This is a genomic window from Nonomuraea sp. NPDC052116 (assembly GCF_040680035.1).
Classification (GTDB): Bacteria; Actinomycetota; Actinomycetes; order Streptosporangiales; family Streptosporangiaceae; genus Nonomuraea; species Nonomuraea angiospora_A.
The window spans coordinates 32,431-48,837 of record NZ_JBFAWA010000032.1 but is presented as its reverse complement, the minus strand read 5'-3'; the positions used below and the strand labels follow the sequence as shown (position 1 = coordinate 48,837).

10 protein-coding genes are annotated in these 16,407 nt (G+C 72.8%); 5 read left to right on the top strand and 5 right to left on the bottom strand.

Translation table 11 applies throughout. The features are described 5' to 3' along the window. Nucleotides 1-8: 8 nt before the first annotated feature. The 3 genes from AB0L65_RS45050 to AB0L65_RS45040 all read left to right on the top strand — a co-directional run bounded on the left by AB0L65_RS45050 (nt 9) and on the right by AB0L65_RS45040 (nt 5,987). The gene (locus AB0L65_RS45050; protein WP_350736798.1) at nt 9-1,124 is read left to right on the top strand and encodes an AAA family ATPase; all 1,116 of its coding nucleotides are present in this window, start codon (nt 9-11) and stop codon (nt 1,122-1,124) included. Next, a complete protein-coding gene (locus AB0L65_RS45045; RefSeq protein WP_364259386.1) occupies nt 1,121-3,874 on the top strand; it encodes a DUF5682 family protein in 2,754 nt (917 codons plus the stop codon). The genes AB0L65_RS45050 and AB0L65_RS45045 overlap by 4 nt, the downstream gene beginning before the upstream one ends. 193 nt (nt 3,875-4,067) lie before the next feature. Further along, entirely contained in the window at nt 4,068-5,987 is a 1,920-nt protein-coding gene (locus AB0L65_RS45040) for a serine/threonine-protein kinase (RefSeq protein WP_364259383.1), read from the top strand. Between the two features lie 168 nt (nt 5,988-6,155). On the opposite strand, the gene AB0L65_RS45035 is transcribed toward AB0L65_RS45040, so the two are convergent. Then, on the bottom strand, nt 6,156-7,067 hold the full coding sequence (locus AB0L65_RS45035) for a polysaccharide deacetylase family protein (protein ID WP_364259380.1): 912 nt from the start codon (nt 7,065-7,067) through the stop codon (nt 6,156-6,158). Between the two features lie 220 nt (nt 7,068-7,287). On the opposite strand from AB0L65_RS45035, the gene AB0L65_RS45030 reads away from it, so the two are divergent. Then, nucleotides 7,288-10,545: a glucodextranase DOMON-like domain-containing protein gene (locus tag AB0L65_RS45030; RefSeq protein WP_364259377.1), complete on the top strand. Its 3,258-nt coding sequence runs from the start codon at nt 7,288-7,290 to the stop codon at nt 10,543-10,545. 66 nt (nt 10,546-10,611) lie between these two features. Here AB0L65_RS45030 and AB0L65_RS45025 read toward each other — a convergent pair whose 3' ends face one another. Further along, a complete protein-coding gene (locus AB0L65_RS45025; protein ID WP_364259375.1) occupies nt 10,612-12,123 on the bottom strand; it encodes a cytochrome b N-terminal domain-containing protein in 1,512 nt (503 codons plus the stop codon). A 68-nt stretch (nt 12,124-12,191) separates the two neighbouring features. Further along, on the bottom strand, nt 12,192-12,812 hold the full coding sequence (locus AB0L65_RS45020; protein ID WP_364259372.1) for a hypothetical protein: 621 nt from the start codon (nt 12,810-12,812) through the stop codon (nt 12,192-12,194). Nucleotides 12,813-12,999: 187 nt separating this feature from the next. On the opposite strand from AB0L65_RS45020, the gene AB0L65_RS45015 reads away from it, so the two are divergent. Next, nucleotides 13,000-14,190, top strand: a complete 1,191-nt coding sequence (locus AB0L65_RS45015; RefSeq protein WP_364259370.1) for an Ig-like domain-containing protein — start codon at nt 13,000-13,002, stop codon at nt 14,188-14,190. Nucleotides 14,191-14,393: 203 nt separating this feature from the next. Here AB0L65_RS45015 and AB0L65_RS45010 read toward each other — a convergent pair whose 3' ends face one another. Both AB0L65_RS45010 and AB0L65_RS45005 read right to left on the bottom strand, forming a co-directional pair. Next, nucleotides 14,394-15,059, bottom strand: a complete 666-nt coding sequence (locus AB0L65_RS45010) for a response regulator transcription factor (protein WP_364259679.1) — start codon at nt 15,057-15,059, stop codon at nt 14,394-14,396. A 35-nt stretch (nt 15,060-15,094) separates the two neighbouring features. Then, the gene (locus tag AB0L65_RS45005) at nt 15,095-16,216 is read right to left on the bottom strand and encodes a sensor histidine kinase (RefSeq protein WP_364259367.1); all 1,122 of its coding nucleotides are present in this window, start codon (nt 16,214-16,216) and stop codon (nt 15,095-15,097) included. Nucleotides 16,217-16,407 lie beyond the last annotated feature (191 nt).

Here is a 16,407-nt window from a genome sequence, read left to right as displayed (position 1 = left end):
TTTCACCCATGAGTGACGACATGCTGCGCGCCCCCGCAGAGGTGAAGTACGCGGAGGAGCTCGACTGGCTGGAGTCGATCGACGACGGCCCCAAGCCGTTCTCGTGGCGGCTGAGCCCCCGCATGATCAGGCTGTTCATCCTCGGCTCCGAGCGCTCCGACGGGCTCGACCGGGAGATCTCCCAGAAGTGGTTCGGCGACCGCAGCTTCGTCGAGCGCAGCATCGTGACCCTGGCCTCCGACCGGGGCCTGCTGCTGATCGGCGACCCGGGCACCGGCAAGAGCTGGCTGGCCGAGCTGCTGTCCGCGGCCATCTGCCGCAACTCCACCCTCGTGGTCCAGGGCACGGCGGGCACGACGGAAGACCACATCAAATACTCCTGGAACGTCTCCATGGTCATCGCCAAGGGCCAGTCCCGCGACTCGATGATCCCCTCGCCGATCATGACGGCGATGGAGACGGGCGTGATCGGCCGCTTCGAGGAGCTGACCCGCTCGACCAGCGACGTGCAGGACGCGCTGATCTCGATCCTGTCGGAGAAGTACGTCTCCATCCCCGAGCTCGACGACGACAACATCGTCTTCGCCCAGCCCGGCTTCTCCATCATCGCCACCGCCAACAGCCGTGACCGGGGCGTCAACGACCTGTCCTCGGCCCTCAAGCGCCGCTTCAACTTCGTCCGCATCCCCGTCGTGACGAACAAGAAGAGCGAGGCGGAGATCGTCCGCTTCCGCACCGAGGAGTTGCTGCGCCGGCACAAGATCGAGCTCGACCTGCCGCCGACGCTGCTGGACATCCTGCTGCAGAGCTTCGCCGACCTGCGCTCGGCCGCCGCGTCGGCCACCAGCGACGACGAGAAGCTGGAGTCGGCGCTGTCCACGGCCGAGCAGATCGGCGTGCTGGAGGACGCCATCCTGCACAGCAACTTCTTCGGCGACCGCGTGCTGCGCGCGCAGACCCTCGCCGGCTCGCTGGTCAGCTCGCTGGCCCGGCGCAGCCCCGAGGACCTCGCGATCCTCAACAAGTACTGGCACGGCGTCGTCGAGCCCCGCAGCAAGAAGGACGGCGGGGAGTGGCCGGAGTTCCTCGAGGGCGGCCGCGAGGCCATCGCCACCCTCTCATGACCGGCCAGACGAGCCCGTTCGGCGCGCTCCGCGAGCAGCTCCTCGACGCCGCCGGCGCGTTCGCCGGCAGTCCCGTGGCCGTGTCGGACATCCTGTCCGGCCTGGTGGACGACGTGGACCGGGCGCTGCGCGAGGAGCTGGAGATCTTCCCGGTCTGCCACCACTCGCCGGCCTCGGCGCTGGCGATGGTGCGCAGGCTGCGCGAGAAGCAGCCGAAGGTCATCTACCTGGAGCTCTGCGAGGACCTGCGGCCGCTGCTGACCGAGCTGCGCAACTGCCGGCTGCCGGTGGCGGTGCAGGCGTTCGCGACCGACATCGACGGCTTCCCGCCGTCGTGGGCGCCGCTCAGCGTGGTGGCGCCCATCACGGAGGCGTCCGCCGAGTACCAGGCCATCTCGTACGCGCTGGAGACCCCGGGCGTCGAGCTGGTGCTGGTCGACCGCTCGACGGACCACGTCTTCCAGTGGGCGCCGAAGGAGGAGCCCGGCAAGAAGGAGCACGCCGAAGAGGCCGGCCTGCACGGCGACGCGGTGGGCGTCGAGCTCGGCGACCTGCGCCCGCGCTTCGCCGAGCTGGAGGAGCACCTGCTGCACCACGGCAAGGTGCGCCACTGGTCCGAGTGGTGGGACCAGTACGTCGAGCAGCCGCTGTCGGGTGCCGACTACGACACCTACCGCCAGGTCATGGTGCTGATCGGCAGCCTGTTCCGCCGCCTCGACCGCGACGGCGGCCGGCGGACCGTGGACGAGGACCGCGAGCGCTACATGTGGACCAGGATGCGCGAGCACCTGGCCACCTCGGGCGCCGACCCGGCCGACTGCCTGTACGTGTGCGGCGCCTTCCACGCCGCCAGCCACGTCGAGCAGTTCGGGCTGAAGTCCACGGCGACGTTCGAGATCACCCCGCGAACCAGCACGAAATGGGTGTACGGCCTCATCCCGTCCAGCCACTCGGCCATCGAGGCGCAGTTCGGGCTGGCCTCCGGCTCCGTGTCGATCGCGGCGGCGACCTGGGACAAGGCGCTGACCCGCGGCAAGCTGACCCCGTTCCAGCTGGCCGGGCAGAAGGGCGCGCGCAAACGCGCGGCCAAGCTGCCCGCGCCCGTCCCCCAGGGCGAGGTGGCCGACCAGCTGACCGGGTTCCTGTCGAAGCCGCCCGCGCTGGACGAGCTGGACGAGGCCGAGCTGCTCGGCTGGAGCGTGGAGATCGTCCGGCTGGCCCGCCGCAACGGCTACCTGGCCAGCACCGCCGACGCCATCGCCGTGTTCGAGACCTCGATCCTGCTCGCCGGCATGCGCAACCGGGCCAGGCCCACCCCGTACGACTTCCAGGACGCGGCCGTCACCTGCATCGAGAAGGACGTCGTGCCGGGCCGCCGCGACGTGCGGCGGCTGTGCGAGATCATGCTCGGGGGCGACCGCGTCGGCGAGGTCGGCTACGACGCCCTGCCGCCGCTGGCCCGCGACGTGTACGACCGGCTCGCGCCGCTCAAGCTCGACCTGGAGAAGCGCACGATCCAGCGGGCGCTGCTCGACCTCAACGCCAACCCCGAGCTGGTGCCCTGCTCCGACCTGCTGTGGATGCTGCGGTACCTGCTGCCGTCGGACGCCGTCCGCCCCATCATGGGCGAGCGCGGGCTGGGGGAGCGCTCGATCCAGGAGAGCTGGGACCTGGCGTTCGGCAAGCACCAGCGCTCGATCATCGAGCTGGGCTACGAGGGCGTCACCATCGAGCAGGTGATGGAGCAGCGGCTGCGCCGTTCGGTGTGGGACCCCAAGGCCACGGCGGCCGTCGCGCTGGCGGCCGTCGAGGACGCGGTGCTCTTCCTCGGCAGCCGCCGCTTCGCCGACGAGCTGGGGCAGCGGGCCGTGGAGCTGCTGGCGTCCGAGCGCAGCGTGGACGACGCGCCCGAGGTGCTGCGCAGGATCCGGCGGCTGATGTCCTACTACCGCGCCCACGAGCCGGAGCTGCCGGCCTGGTGCGAGGAGTTCGCGACCTCCGGCTACGCGCATTACTGCACCCTCCTGCCGACGGCCTTCGTGTCCGACGACACGGGGGCGCGGCAGGTGGCGGCCATGCTGGGGTTCCTGTTCTCGATGGAGAGCCTCGCGCTCTCGCTGGGCTGCGACCGGGCCCAGCTGGAGCTGGCCGTGCAGCAGTCGCATCCGGAGGCGCCGGACAAGGTGGCGCTGCTGTGGGCGGCGCGGACCCAGCTCGGGCTGCTGCCGCTGGCCGAGCTGCGGGCGCGGTGCGACGAACTGCTGGCCAACCCGCTGGTCGTCCCGTCGTTCCCGCTCTACATCCTGGGGTTCGTCCAGGCCATGGAGCCCGTCCCGACCCTGTCGGGCTTCGTGGTGGAGGTGATCTCGAAGGCGTTCGGTCAGCTGCCCGACCGGGTGCTGCTGCCGTGGCTGCCGAAGCTGATCACGACGCTGCGGGACCAGGCGGGCGAGCTGATGCCGGTGCTCGTACGCGAGGCCGGGCGCACGTTCCCCGGCACGCTGGGCGCCGTGGACGGCTGGGTGCCGCCGTGGACGGCGCGTCCCGCCGCCGTGGCGACCGCAGTGCCGGTCGCGTCGGGGCCGGTGGCCGAGCTGCTCCTGGGGCATCCGGCCGCGTGTGACGCGGTGGCGGGGCTGCTCGGCTGCGAGGGCTCGTGGCAGGCCCCGGCACCGGGCCGCGGGGAGGTCGCCGCGCTCCTGGCCGGCCACCCGGAGCCCGCTCTGGCGCTGGCGGGCCTGCTCGCCTGACGTCGCGGGCGGCTCCGTCCGGTACGGGGCCGCCCGCGCTCTCCGGGAGATGAATCACCGGGAAACAGCGCATGACGTTTCTCTGACCGGGGCAAATATGTCCATTTATGTCGCCCTCCGGGGTCATCCACGAGGGCCTTCCGAATCGTAGTATCCGGTGCTGAAGCTCCTGCGCGATTCGAAGAGGGAAGCAGTGTCGCGTCCGCAATCGGGGGATCACCTCGGTCAGATCGCCGCCTACCGCCTCGTCCGGTTCCTCGGCGAGGGCGGGCAGGGCGTGGTCTACGTGGGCCTGAGCCCGTCGGGCGACGAGGTCGCGATCAAGGTGCTGCACGCCCGGCTCTCGGACGATCCCGAGGCGCGGCGGCGCTTCTTCCGGCAGGTGGACCTCGCCCGCCGGGTCGCCCCCTTCTGCACCGCGCGGGTGCTGGACATGGGCATGCAGGCCGACCGGCCGTACATCGTGAGCGAGTACGTACGCGGCGAGTCCCTCGAACGCGCCGTCAGGCAGGACGGCCCCCGCACCGGCGGCGGGCTGGAACGGCTCGCGGTCGCGACGGCGACGGCGCTGGCCGCCATCCACCGCGCCGGAGTCGTCCACCGCGACCTGAAGCCGGGCAACGTCATCCTCGGGCCCGAGGGCCCCGTGGTCATCGACTTCGGCATCTCGCGGGCCCTCGACCACGCTGTCACGCAGACCGGGGTGTTCGGCACGCCCGGGTACATGGCGCCCGAGCAGGTGAGCGGCGGGGAGGTGGGGCCGGCGGCCGACGTGTTCAGCTGGGCGGCCACGATGGTGTTCGCCGCGACGGGGCGGCGGGCGTTCGCCGGGGAGTCGGTGGCGGCGGTGCTGCACGCGCTCCTGTACGACCCGCCCAACCTGTCCGGAGTGCCCGCGTCGCTCCGGTCGCTGGTGACCACGTGCCTGGACAAGAACCCCGCGCGGCGGCTCACGGCGGACGACCTGGTCCGCGCCCTGACCGGCGACGACACCCTGACCATGCCCGACGCCTCGCCGCCTGACTTCGAGGACGCGCCGCCCCGCCGGGTGCCCCGCCGCGCGGTGCTGGCCGTCGGAGTGGCCGCCGCGGCGGCGGCCGTGGCCGTGGCGATGTGGCCGCGCGAGCGGGATCCGGTACGCCCGGCCGCGCCCGCCCTCCGGTTCGGCGCGGAGCTCGGCAAGCCCCTGACCGGCCACACCAACGACGTACGGGCGGTGTCCCTGGGCACCCTCGACGGCGTCCCCGTCACCCTGACCGGCTCGGACGACGAGACCGCCCGCCTGTGGAACCTCCGCACCTCCCAGCAGATCGGGCGGCCGCTCGCCGGTCACACCGAATGGGTCAGATCGGTCGTCCTCGACCAGCTCGACGGCGCGCCGATCGCCGTCACCGCGAGCGACGACGACACCGCCCGCGTCTGGGACCTCCCCGCCGGCGCGTCCCGCGTCCTGGCCGGTCACAAGGGCGACGTCAAGTGCGTGGCGACCGGCCGGATCGGCGGCCGGCACGTCGCCGTCACCGCCTCCACCGACGGCACCGCCCGCGTCTGGGACCTGCGTACGGCCAAGGAGTACGGCGACCCGCTGACCGGCCACGAGAGCGGGGTGTGGGCGGTCACCGTCGGCCAGGCCGCCGGCACGACCGTGGCCGTCACCACCGGCGACGACGGGACCGTGCGCGTCTGGGACCTGGCCTCCAGGAAGCAGCTCGGCCGGTCGCTGACCGGCCACTCCGGCTGGGTGCGGTCGGTGGCGCTGGGCTTCCTGAACGGCACGCCCGTGGTGGTCACCGGCGGCGAGGACATGACCGCCCGGGTCTGGGACCTGATCGCCTGGAAGCAGCTCGGCACCCCGCTCACCGGCCACACCGGCGTCGTCTGGTCGGTGGCGATGGGCAACCTCGACGGCACGCCCGTGGCGGTCACGGGCAGCGAGGACAGAACGGTACGCGTGTGGGACCTGAACACCAGGAGACCGCTCGGCAGCCCGTTCACCGGGCACTCCGACTGCGTCTGGTCGGTGGCGGTGGGCCTGCTCGACGGCCGTCCGGTCGCCGTCAGCGGCAGCCGCGACCAGACCGCCCGCACCTGGAACCTCGCCCCGGTCCGCTGACCGGCCGGACCCCCGCAGCCCGCGCGGGCCGGCAGCCCGGCCGGCCCACGCGGTGTCCCTGCTGCCGGTGACGCATCCCTTCTGGTCGGCGCCTAAGCGCGATCACCGCTCACACCCGGAGATACGCGGAGGATGCGAGAAGAGTTCACGCTTGGCCGGAGGAATCGATCAGTGCAGGTCAGGCGGGGCGGCGTTGAAGACGAGGCGCGGCGGGTGGCCGCCGAACAGCTGGCTGACGGTGACGAACCGGTAGCCGCGCCGGGCCAGCTTCCGCAGCACGCGCGGGATGGCCCGCACGGTCGTCGGGTGGATGTCGTGGAACAGGATGACGCTGCCGGGCCGCACCGACCTGAGCGCCCGGCGGGCCACCGTGGCGCTGCTGCGGTAGCGCCAGTCCAGGGTGTCCACGCTCCACAGCACCATCGGGCGGCCGGTCTGGCGGCGCACGGTGGCGTTGATCGCTCCGTACGGCGGGCGGACGAGGCCGGGCACGATGCCCGTGATCGCCCTGATCGCCTGGTCGGTGCGGCCCAGCTGGGAGCGCACCCGGGCGGGCGACAGTCTCGTCAGGTCGGGGTGCGACCAGGTGTGGTTGCCGATCTCGTGCCCGGCCGCGACGGTGCGGCGCAGGACTCTGGGGTACGTCACGACGTTGCTGCCCACGACGAAGAACGTGGCCTGGGCGTGGTAGGCGGCCAGGTAGGCCAGCAGCGTGTCGGTGTAGGGGCCGGGGCCGTCGTCGAACGTGAGCGCCACGCACTTGACGCGGCGGCAGTCCACGCGGGGCCGCGGCCGCGGCCGGACCTCGGCCCTGTCGTCGGGAGCGGCCAGCGCCACCACGCCCTGAGCTCCGGCCGCCGCCGCGCCCCACGCCCCGGATACCGCCGCGCTCGACGCGGCGTTCGACACCGCGCTCGTCGCCGCGGCCGGTCGTGGAGCCGCGTGGGCGGCCTGGGACGGCGCCGCCAGTGTGCTCGCGCCGCAGGTCATCGCCACCAGCACCGCCGTGGCGACCGTCCTGGCCGTCCCACGCCTGGCCCCGCCCAGGAAGGGCGGGCGTGACCTCGCACCGATGTCCATCGATCCCCCTCGCGCACCGCCCCCGGCGCGTCTCCCCATAGTGACGACCCCGGCGGGGATCGTTCCACTGAGTACGACAACCGCCGCCCACTCCTGGTTCGCCGGAGACCGCTTTCCAGATGACAGATGACGAAACCCGGCGGTGACCGACCCTATGGGCTTGACAGGGGGGTGGGGCTGGTCTTGTCTCTACCCATCGGGGGTCTGGAGGGAGTCCGGCATGCCTGCGATCCGACGGTCCGTCCTTGCCCTGCTCGTCTCCGCCGCGCTGGTCGCCGTACCGCTCGATCCCGTTCTGGCCGCCGCCCCCGCGCCGGGCGCGCCCGGCACGCCGTCGCACTTCGGCCTGGCCCGCAAGGACTGCGTGGGCACGGCCACCGGCAGGACGTCCAAGGTCTGGTACACCGTCGCGGGCGGCGTCCTGTCCGACGTGTACGAGCCCACGATCGACAACACGAACGTCGAGACCATGCAGTTCGTCGTGACCGACGGCAAGTCGTTCACCGAACTGCAGGCCCGCGACACCACGTACCAGGTGAGCACCGACCGCTCCGGCATGACCTGCACCGTCACCTCGGCGAGCAGGAGCGGCCGCTACCGCCTGACCACCACCTACGTCACCGACCCCGACCGCGACGCCGTGGTGGTGCGCACCCGGCTCCAGCCCGCCGGCCTGCGGCTGTACGTCCGGCTGGACGCGAGCGTCAACGGCAACGGCGGCGGCGGGCAGCCCAACGGCGGCCCCGACACCGGCGTGGTCGACGGCCCCACCGGCGCCCCCGTGATCTCCGACGAGAACATCGAGACCTCCGCCCCCGCCCGCGACTACGCCGTGCCCACCCACCTGGCGCTGCGGGCCGAGCGGCGGCTGCCGCAGGCGAGCGTCGGCTACACGGGCACGCCCGGCGACGGCGCCGCCCAGCTCGACGCCGCCCGCGAGCTCACCCCCTTCACCGAGGCCCCCGCCGGCAACGTGGTCGCCACCGCCAGGCTGCCGATCGACGGGAGGGGCGAGGTGACGTTCGCGCTCGGGTTCGGGCGGACCAGGGCCGCGGCGCTGCGGACCGCGGGCGAGGCCGCCGCCCGGCCGTTCGAGAGCACCCGAGCCCGGTACGAGTCCGGCTGGGCCGCCTACGACGCGCGCCTGCGCAGGCCGCCGAGCGAGCACGCCGACCTCTACCGGCTGTCCGCGAACGTGCTCAAGGCCAGTGAGGACAAGACGTTCCCCGGCGCGGTCGTGGCGTCACCGGCCAGCCCATGGGGGCAGGCGGTGGGCGCGGGCGAGCTGGTCGGCGGCAAGGCGGTCTACTTCGGCTCCTACCGCGAGGTGTTCGCCCGCGACCTGTACGAGGCGTTCACCGGCTTCCTCGCCGCCGGCGACGTGGCCACGGCCCGCGACACCGCCCGCTTCCTGCTGGAACGCCAGCAACTGCCCGACGGCCGGATGCCGCGCAACTCGCTGCTGAACGGCAAACCGGCGCCCGACTCCGGCGGCGACCAGCTCGACGAGACCGCTTACCCGATCCTGATGGCCTACCAGTCGGGGCTCAGCGGGATGTGGGAGCGCGTGCGGGCGGCGGCGGACTTCCTGGTGGCGCACGGGCCCGCGTTCGGCGTGGAGCGGTGGGAGGAGCAGTCGGGCCACTCGCCGTCCACGATCGCGGCCGAGATCGCCGGGCTCGTCGCGGCGGGGGAGCTGGCCGCCCTGGCCGGCGACCAGGCCAGGGCCCGGATCTATCGGGGCACGGCCGACCACTTCGCCCGCTCGGTCAAGTCGTGGACGGTCACGACCACCGGCCCGTACGCGCCGCGCTACTTCCTGCGACTGTCACGCGGCGGAGACCCGAACGCGGCCGCGTCGTACAACCTGGGCAACGGCGGCCCCACCGAGGATCAGCGGAGGGTGGTGGACGCGGGCTTCCTCGAGCTCACCCGGCTCGGCATCCTGCCCGCCGACGACCCCGACGTGCTGGCCGGCCTGCCGGTGGTGGACCGCGTGCTCAGGCGTACGACGGCGAACGGCTCCGGCTGGTACCGCTACGGCTCCGACACCGCGGGCACCGAGGACGGCTACGGCGACTGCCATGAGCCCGACCCCACCTCGTGCGCGCCGTCGGGCCGCCCCTGGCCCACCGGCAACACGGGCTCCGGCCACCTCTGGCCGGTGCTCGCGGGCGAGCGGGCCGAGCAGGCGTTGCAGACCCACGACTCCGGGACGGCGGCCACGCTGCTGGCGGCCATGCGGGCCATGTCGTCGGGCACCGGGCTGATCCCCGAGCAGGCGTGGGAGAACCCGGACCTGGCCGCCTCGCCGTACGGCACCGACCCGGCCACCGCCTCGATCGGGTTCCGCGACGGCGGCCCGGCGGGCTCGGCGTCCCCTTTGACCTGGGCCCAGGCCCAGGTCGTCCGGCTCGTCCTGTCGCTCGGCTCCACCCGCCCCGTCGAGCAGCCGGACGTCGTACGGCTCCGCTACGCCGCCCGCGGCCTGCCCCAGGCGGCCCCGCTGACCGTCACCGCCCCCGCGGACGGCACGGCGGTCGCGGGTACGTCGGCGACCGTGGAGGGCAGCACATCACCGGGGGCGCGGGTGGAGGTCGCGGCCACGCCCGTCGACACCGGCGCGCCCACCCGGGTCGTCTCCGTACGCGCCGGGCCGGACGGCGGCTTCACCGCCCAGGCGCCGGTGTCGTTCGGCGAGGTCGTGCTCACCGTGACGGCCACCGCTCCCGATGGCCGCACCGCTTACGCCCGGCGCACGGTCGTCGGGGACATCGTGGGCGCCACGACCGTGCTCGACGTGGCCGACCCGGAGGGCGACGACAACGGGCCCGGCACGTACGCGTACCCGACCGCCGGGGACTTCCACGCCGGGGCGTTCGACCTGCGCAGGTTCCAGGTGATCACGGACGCGACGACCGTCTACCTGCGGGCCGAGCTGCGCGACCTCACCCCGACGTTCGGCAACCAGCTGGGCGCCCAGCTGCTCGACGTCTACGCGCAGGACCCGGCCGTGGCCACGCGGTCGGGCGACGCGGCGTTCCCGCAGCGCAACTACCGCCTGGGGGACGCCTGGTCGCAGCGGGTGGAGGTGCAGGGCTTCGCCGCCCCGGTCTGGGTGACGGCCGCGGGCACGGCTCAGGCGGGCGCGGCCGTGCGCTCGTCCGGGACGACGCGGACCGTCACGGTCGCCCTGCCCAAGGCCGCCTTCGGGACGCCCGGCCCCGGGTGGCGCTTCGCCGTGGTGCTCACCGGGCAGGACGGCTTCAGCGCCGACCAGGCCAGGGGGTTCGCGGGGACGCCGCAGTCGTACCAGTTCGGGGTCTGCGCCGAGGGTGGCGCCGGGCCGCTGTGCTCGGTGGACCCCGGCACGGTGCCCAAGGCCCTCGACGTGCTCGTCCCGCCGGGGCGGTCCCAGACGGACGTGCTCAACCCGCTCCCCGGCCCGGTCACGATCCCCGCCGTCGCCGTCCCGTGACGAACCCGCGGCGCCACCGCCCTCACGAACGGCGCCTGCGGCTGTCCCGAGGGCGAGCGAGCCTCGTCAGCGGGACCAGGAGCGCTGGACCGCGTCGTGGACGCGGCGGCGGGCCGGGGGAGGCACGTCGCCGTCGGCCGCCACCGGGAGCGCGGGCCGCGCGGGCGGCACGAGCACCGCGGACTCCTCGTCCGTGACCGGCCGTTCGATCTCGGTGAACGCGCCGTCCGCGCCGCGCACGATCACGCCGGTCTCCACCCCGTGCGCCACCGTGTGCCGGTCGCGCGCCAGCAGCCCGAGGCAGATCCGGCGGGCGATCACGAACCCCAGCACCGGCCCCGCGACCACCAGGACCCGGAAGATCCACGTCGTCGCGTACAGCGAGATGTGGAAGGTCGAGGAGAGCACGTCGTTGCCGCCGGCCAGCCAGAGCACGCCGTAGTAGACGATCCCCGCGACCCCGAGGCCCACCCGGGCCGGCGCCTCGCGCGGCCGGTCCAGCAGGTGGTGGATCGCGTGGTCCCGGGTGATCCACCGCTCCACGAACGGGTACACCGCCAGCGCGGTGAACAGCAGGCCGGGCGCCCCCAGGGCCGGGATCAGCACGCTCATGGTCACCGTGTGCCCGAAGACCGTGAACTCCCATGGCGGCATGACCCGCAGCGCGCCTTCGAGGAAGCCCATGTACCAGTCGGGCTGCGAGCCCGCGCTGACCGTGCTGGGCGCGTACGGGCCGTACAGCCAGATGGGGTTGATCTGGAACACCGTGGCCAGCGCCGCCACCACCGCGAGCACCCACAGGAAGAACACCGTCGTCTTGGCCAGGAACGCCGGGAAGAACGGCGCGCCCCGCACCACCCCGTCGTTCAGCCCCTTGGCCCTGAACTGGGTGTGCGTCTGCCGCCACGTGAGCACCACCGCGTGCAGCGGCAGGAGCACGAGCAGCAGCCCGGGGATCAGCAGCACGTGCAGGCTGAACAGCCGGGAGATGATGTCCGCGCCGGGGAACTCGCCGCCGAACAGGAACATCGCCAGGTACGTGCCCACCAGCGGCACCGAGATCGTGACCCCGTGCAGGATGCGCAGCCCCGCGCCGGACAGCAGGTCGTCGGGGAGCGAATATCCGAACAGCCCGTTGAGCATCACCAGCCCGAACAGGGCCACGCCGATCAGCCAGTTCAGGTCGCGCGGCTTGCGGAAGGCGCCGGTGAAGAAGTTGCGCAGCAGGTGGATGACGATGGCGCCCAGGAAGACGAGCGTGGCCCAGTGGTGCATCTGCCGCATCAGCAGGCCGCCGCGCACCTCGAAGCTGATGTCCAGCGTGGAGGCGTACGCCTGGCTCATCTGGACCCCGCGCAGCGGCACGTAGGCGCCGTCGTAGACGACCTCCTCCATGGTCGGCTTGAAGAAGAACGTGAGGAAGACGCCCGTGAGCAGGACGATCACGAACGCGTACAGCGCGATCTCGCCCAGCAGGAACGTCCAGTGATCGGGAAAGACCTTCCGCATCGCCTTCTTCAGGAACCCGGCCCCGCCGATCCGATCGTCGAGCGCCTGGGCCAGTGAGCTGGCCTTCATAGTCACCCCGCCTATGACTGGATGGGTACGTCACAGACAAGACGGAATAGGACTGGAAAATGTGACAGTCAGGCGAAACGTTCTACGGTGACCGGAATCAGGCCCTGCTCGCGGATCGCCTGCCGGTGGTGGTCCAGCAGCGCCCCGAGCACGCCCGCCGGGCCGCTCCCGAGGCGTACGGTCACGTCCACGCACCACGCGATGCCCGCGCCGATCCTGCGCAGCTCCCACGCGAAGCCGTCGCCCGACGCCCGGCCCGCCACGCGCGGGTCGTCGGCGGGCTCCAGGCGCAGGGCCGCGCGGGCGTTCGCCAGCCCGTCCGCGTCGAAGTCGCCCGCGAACAGGATGCGGTAGCGGTGCGCGTCCGGCGACGAGCCCAGGTCGAGCGGGGCGGTCGTGGGCAGGGGCTGGCGCTGCCGGAAGAGCCCGCGCAGCCGCTCCTCCCCGGGCAGCTCACCCCCGCCGAGCCGCGCGTACGCCTGCGCCGCCGCGCGCCGGCCCATCGGGGTCACCAGCGCGCGGAGCCGGGCGTCGGAGCGCAGCTCGCGGCTCAGGTCGGGGGAGGCGGACCACCTGCCGGCCTCCGGGCTCCACACGGCGCTGTCGATGCCGGCGGCGGTGTAGTCCTGGTGGAGGGCGAACTCCTCCACGAGGATCCCGTCGGGGCCGGAGATCAGGTAGTAGTCCATCCGCCCCATGATTCTCCGGGGCGGAAGGCACGGCAATCTCACACGCGGCGGCCCTCCCCTTCACGACGAAGCCCCTGGGCCGGGGTGCCGCATGTCCGCAGTCGTTCGGGGCAGAACTGGACCGGGCTATAGAAATACCGTCTAGTGTGAAATGTCCCTATTTGTCAGGTTGTGGGAGGCATTAGCGATGCGGAACGCCCGGACCGTACTCGTCGGCACCTTCGCCACGGCCCTGCTCCTGGCCGCCGGCTGCACCTCGGGCGGAGGCTCGGGCGGCGGCCCCGGCGAGCCCGGCAAGTCGCAGGAGCAAGGACCGGTGGCCAAGCTGTCGATCACCCCCGCGAACGGCACGGAGAAGGTGGCCCCGGACGCCGGGGTCAGCGTCAAGGCCACCGACGGCAAGGTCACCAAGCTGACCGTCGCCGACGCCAAGGGGCGTGAGGTCCGCGGGACCCTCGGCGCGGACGGGATGTGGCACCCCAGGTGGCCGTTGCGGCCCTCGACCGCGTACACGGTGAGCGCGCAGGCGACCGGCACGGACGGCAAGCCCGTAACGGCGCAGGCCACGTTCACCACGCTCAAGCCGAAGCGGGTGCTGGAGAGCGGCATGTCCCCGCTGGACGGCGAGAAGGTCGGCGTCGGCATGCCCGTCCAGCTCCTGCTGTCGCAGCCCGTGACCGCCGAGAAGGACCGGGTCGCGGTCGAGAAGTCGCTGGTGGTGCGGATGTCGAAGCCGGTCGAGGGCGCGTGGAGCTGGGTGAGCGACCGCGAGGTCCAGTTCAGGCCGCGCGAGTACTGGCCGGTCGGCGAGAAGGTCACGGTGGTCGCGCACCTGGCCGGGCTGCGGGCGGGCCGGGACCTGTGGGGCACCAGGGATCGCAGCCTGACGTTCACCGTCGGCGACGAGCACATCACCGAGGTCAGCAACGCCACCCACCAGGCGGTCGTGCGGGAGAACGGCGAGGTCGTCAAGACCATCCCGGTCAGCCTGGGCAAGCCCGGGGACGACAGCTGGTCGGGCGTCATGATCGCCCAGGAGAAGGCCGCGTCGACCGTCATGGACTCGGCCACCATCGGCAAGCCGGGCGAATATCGCATCACCACCAAGTGGAACGTCCGGATGACCTACAGCGGCACGTTCTTCCACGCCGCCCCCTGGTCGACCGGCGCGCAGGGCAACAGCAACGTCAGCCACGGCTGCGTGAACGCCAGCCCGGCCAACGCCCGCTGGTTCTACGAGTTCACGCAGCGCGGGGACATCATCGAGGTCAAGGGGACGTCGCGGAAACTGCGCTTTGGCAACGGCCCGACGCCGTGGGCGAAGTCGTGGGACGACTGGCTGGCGGGCAGCGCCCTGGGCAAGCCGGTCAACGGCTAGTCGTCCTGGATCACCCGGTTACGTCACCATCCGGGCCGGGCATGGTCTGGGAGGCACACCGGAATTGTCCTCGCCGTCGAGAGAAAGGCGTTGTGAAGCTGCGTGCTGAATGACGGAATCGGACGGGGGATGGCCCGGCTGCCCGCCGTGGCCCTCTGGCTGCTGGTCTGGCTCTTGAACGCCTACGAGTTCCTGCTGACGATCTAGGCGCTCGTTCCCGGGACCACCAGGCCGGACTCGTACGCGACGACGACCAACTGCGCCCTGTCGCGCACGCCGAGCTTGGTCATCGACCTGCTCACGTGGGTCTTGGCGGTGGCGCCGCTGATCACCAGGTGCTCGGCGATCTCCTCGTTGGACATGCCCCGGGCCACCAGGGTCACGATCTCGCGTTCGCGGTCGGTCAGGCGTTCGAGGCCGGGCGCGGGAATGGGGCGGGGAGGGGTGCTGACGTACTCCTCGATGAGGCGGCGGGTCACCGAGGGCGACAGGAGCGCGTCGCCGCGGGCGGCCACCCGCACCGACTGGAGCAGGTCGCCGGGCTCGATGTCCTTGAGCAGGAAGCCGCTGGCCCCGGCCCGGAGCGCGGCGAAGACGTACTCGTCGAGCGCGTAGTTCGTGAGGATCACCACGCGGACGCCGTCGAGGTCGGGGGCGGCGCCTATCCTGCGGGTGGTCTGGATGCCGTCGAGCAGCGGCATGCGCACGTCGAGCAGGGCCACGTCCGGGAGCAGGCGTCTGGCCAGCTCCACGGCCTCCACGCCGTTGGCCGCCTCGCCGACCACGGTGATGTCGTCGGTGAGCTCCAGCAGCGCCCGGAACCCCGCGCGGATCAGCGGCTGGTCGTCCGCCAGCAGAACCCTGATCACCGCGGGACCTGCACCGTCGGCCTCGTTGGACGCCGTCATGCCGGGATCCGGACGGGCAGTTCGGCGCGGACCGCAAAGCCGCCGTTCTCGTGGGGGCCCGCGGTGAGCGAGCCGCCGATGGCGACCGCGCGCTCGCGCATCCCGATCAACCCCATCCCCGGCCCGGCGGTGCCCGCCTCGCCGTCGTTCTCCACCCGCAGCACGATCCTCGACGGATCGTATTCGACCGCGACCGTGACCGTGGCGGCGCCCGCGTGGCGCAGCACGTTGGTCAGCGCCTCCTGCGCGATGCGGTACGCGGCCCGGTCCACCTCGGGCGGCAGCGCGTACGGCGTCCCGGCCACGGTGTGCGCCACCCGCAGCCCCGCACCCTCGGCCCTGGAGACCAGGCGCGGCAACTTGGACAGCCCCGCCTCCTCCGGCTCGCTCTGGCGCAGCACGCCCAGCGTGGCCCGCAGCTCGCGCATCGCCTCGTGCCCCGACTCCTTGATCGCGACCAGCGACTCCCTGACCCGCGCCGGGTCGCGCTCCAGTAACTGCATGGCCACCGCCACCTGCACGTTGACCACGGAGATGCTGTGGGTGAGCGAGTCGTGCAGCTCCTGCGCGATCCACAGCCGCTCCTCGCCGGCCCGGCGCAGCGCCGCCTCCTCGCGGGTGCGCTCGGCCTCCTCGGCGCGCTGCTCCACCGCCCGCAGGTACGCGCGGCCCTGCCCGGTCAGCCGGCCGATCACCACCATGGCCACCAGCCACCCGCTCAGCAGCCCCATCCAGCTGCCCGGGGGCGGATCGTCCGCGCCGATCGCCATGAGCCCGTACATCCCCGCGGCCAGCGCCAGCGACAGCCAGATAGCCGCCTTGCGGCGGCCGAGCGAGGCCAGCGTGTAGATCGAGGCCAGCGCGGGCGCGGAGGCGAAGACGCCCGGATAGTGCAGCGCGTAGTAGATCACCCCGGCGGCCGCCGCGACCACGCCCGCCGCCAGCGGCGCCGCGCGCCGGAAGGCCAGCGTCAGCGACGCGACCACGATCAGCGTCAGGCCCATCGGGTCGAGGGGACGCTCCAGCGGGCCGGTCCACGAGAGGTTCGCGTACGTCCCTGCCGTGATCGCCGCCAGGGCGCCCGCCGCGACGAGGGCGTCCGTTCTCCGGCTGTCCATGCTCACAAGGTAGGCGACCGGGCCCGGGCCGGTCGTCGCCCCACGGTTGTATGTTCGCGGCCCTGGTGCAGGCCCGGTGTCATCCCACGGTCGTACGTTCGAGGCCCCGGACGGGCGGCGTACCCCACGGGGCGTATGCCCGGAAGCCCTCCTGCGTGGGACGCGGCTCCGGGGGGCCTGCCTGGAGCATT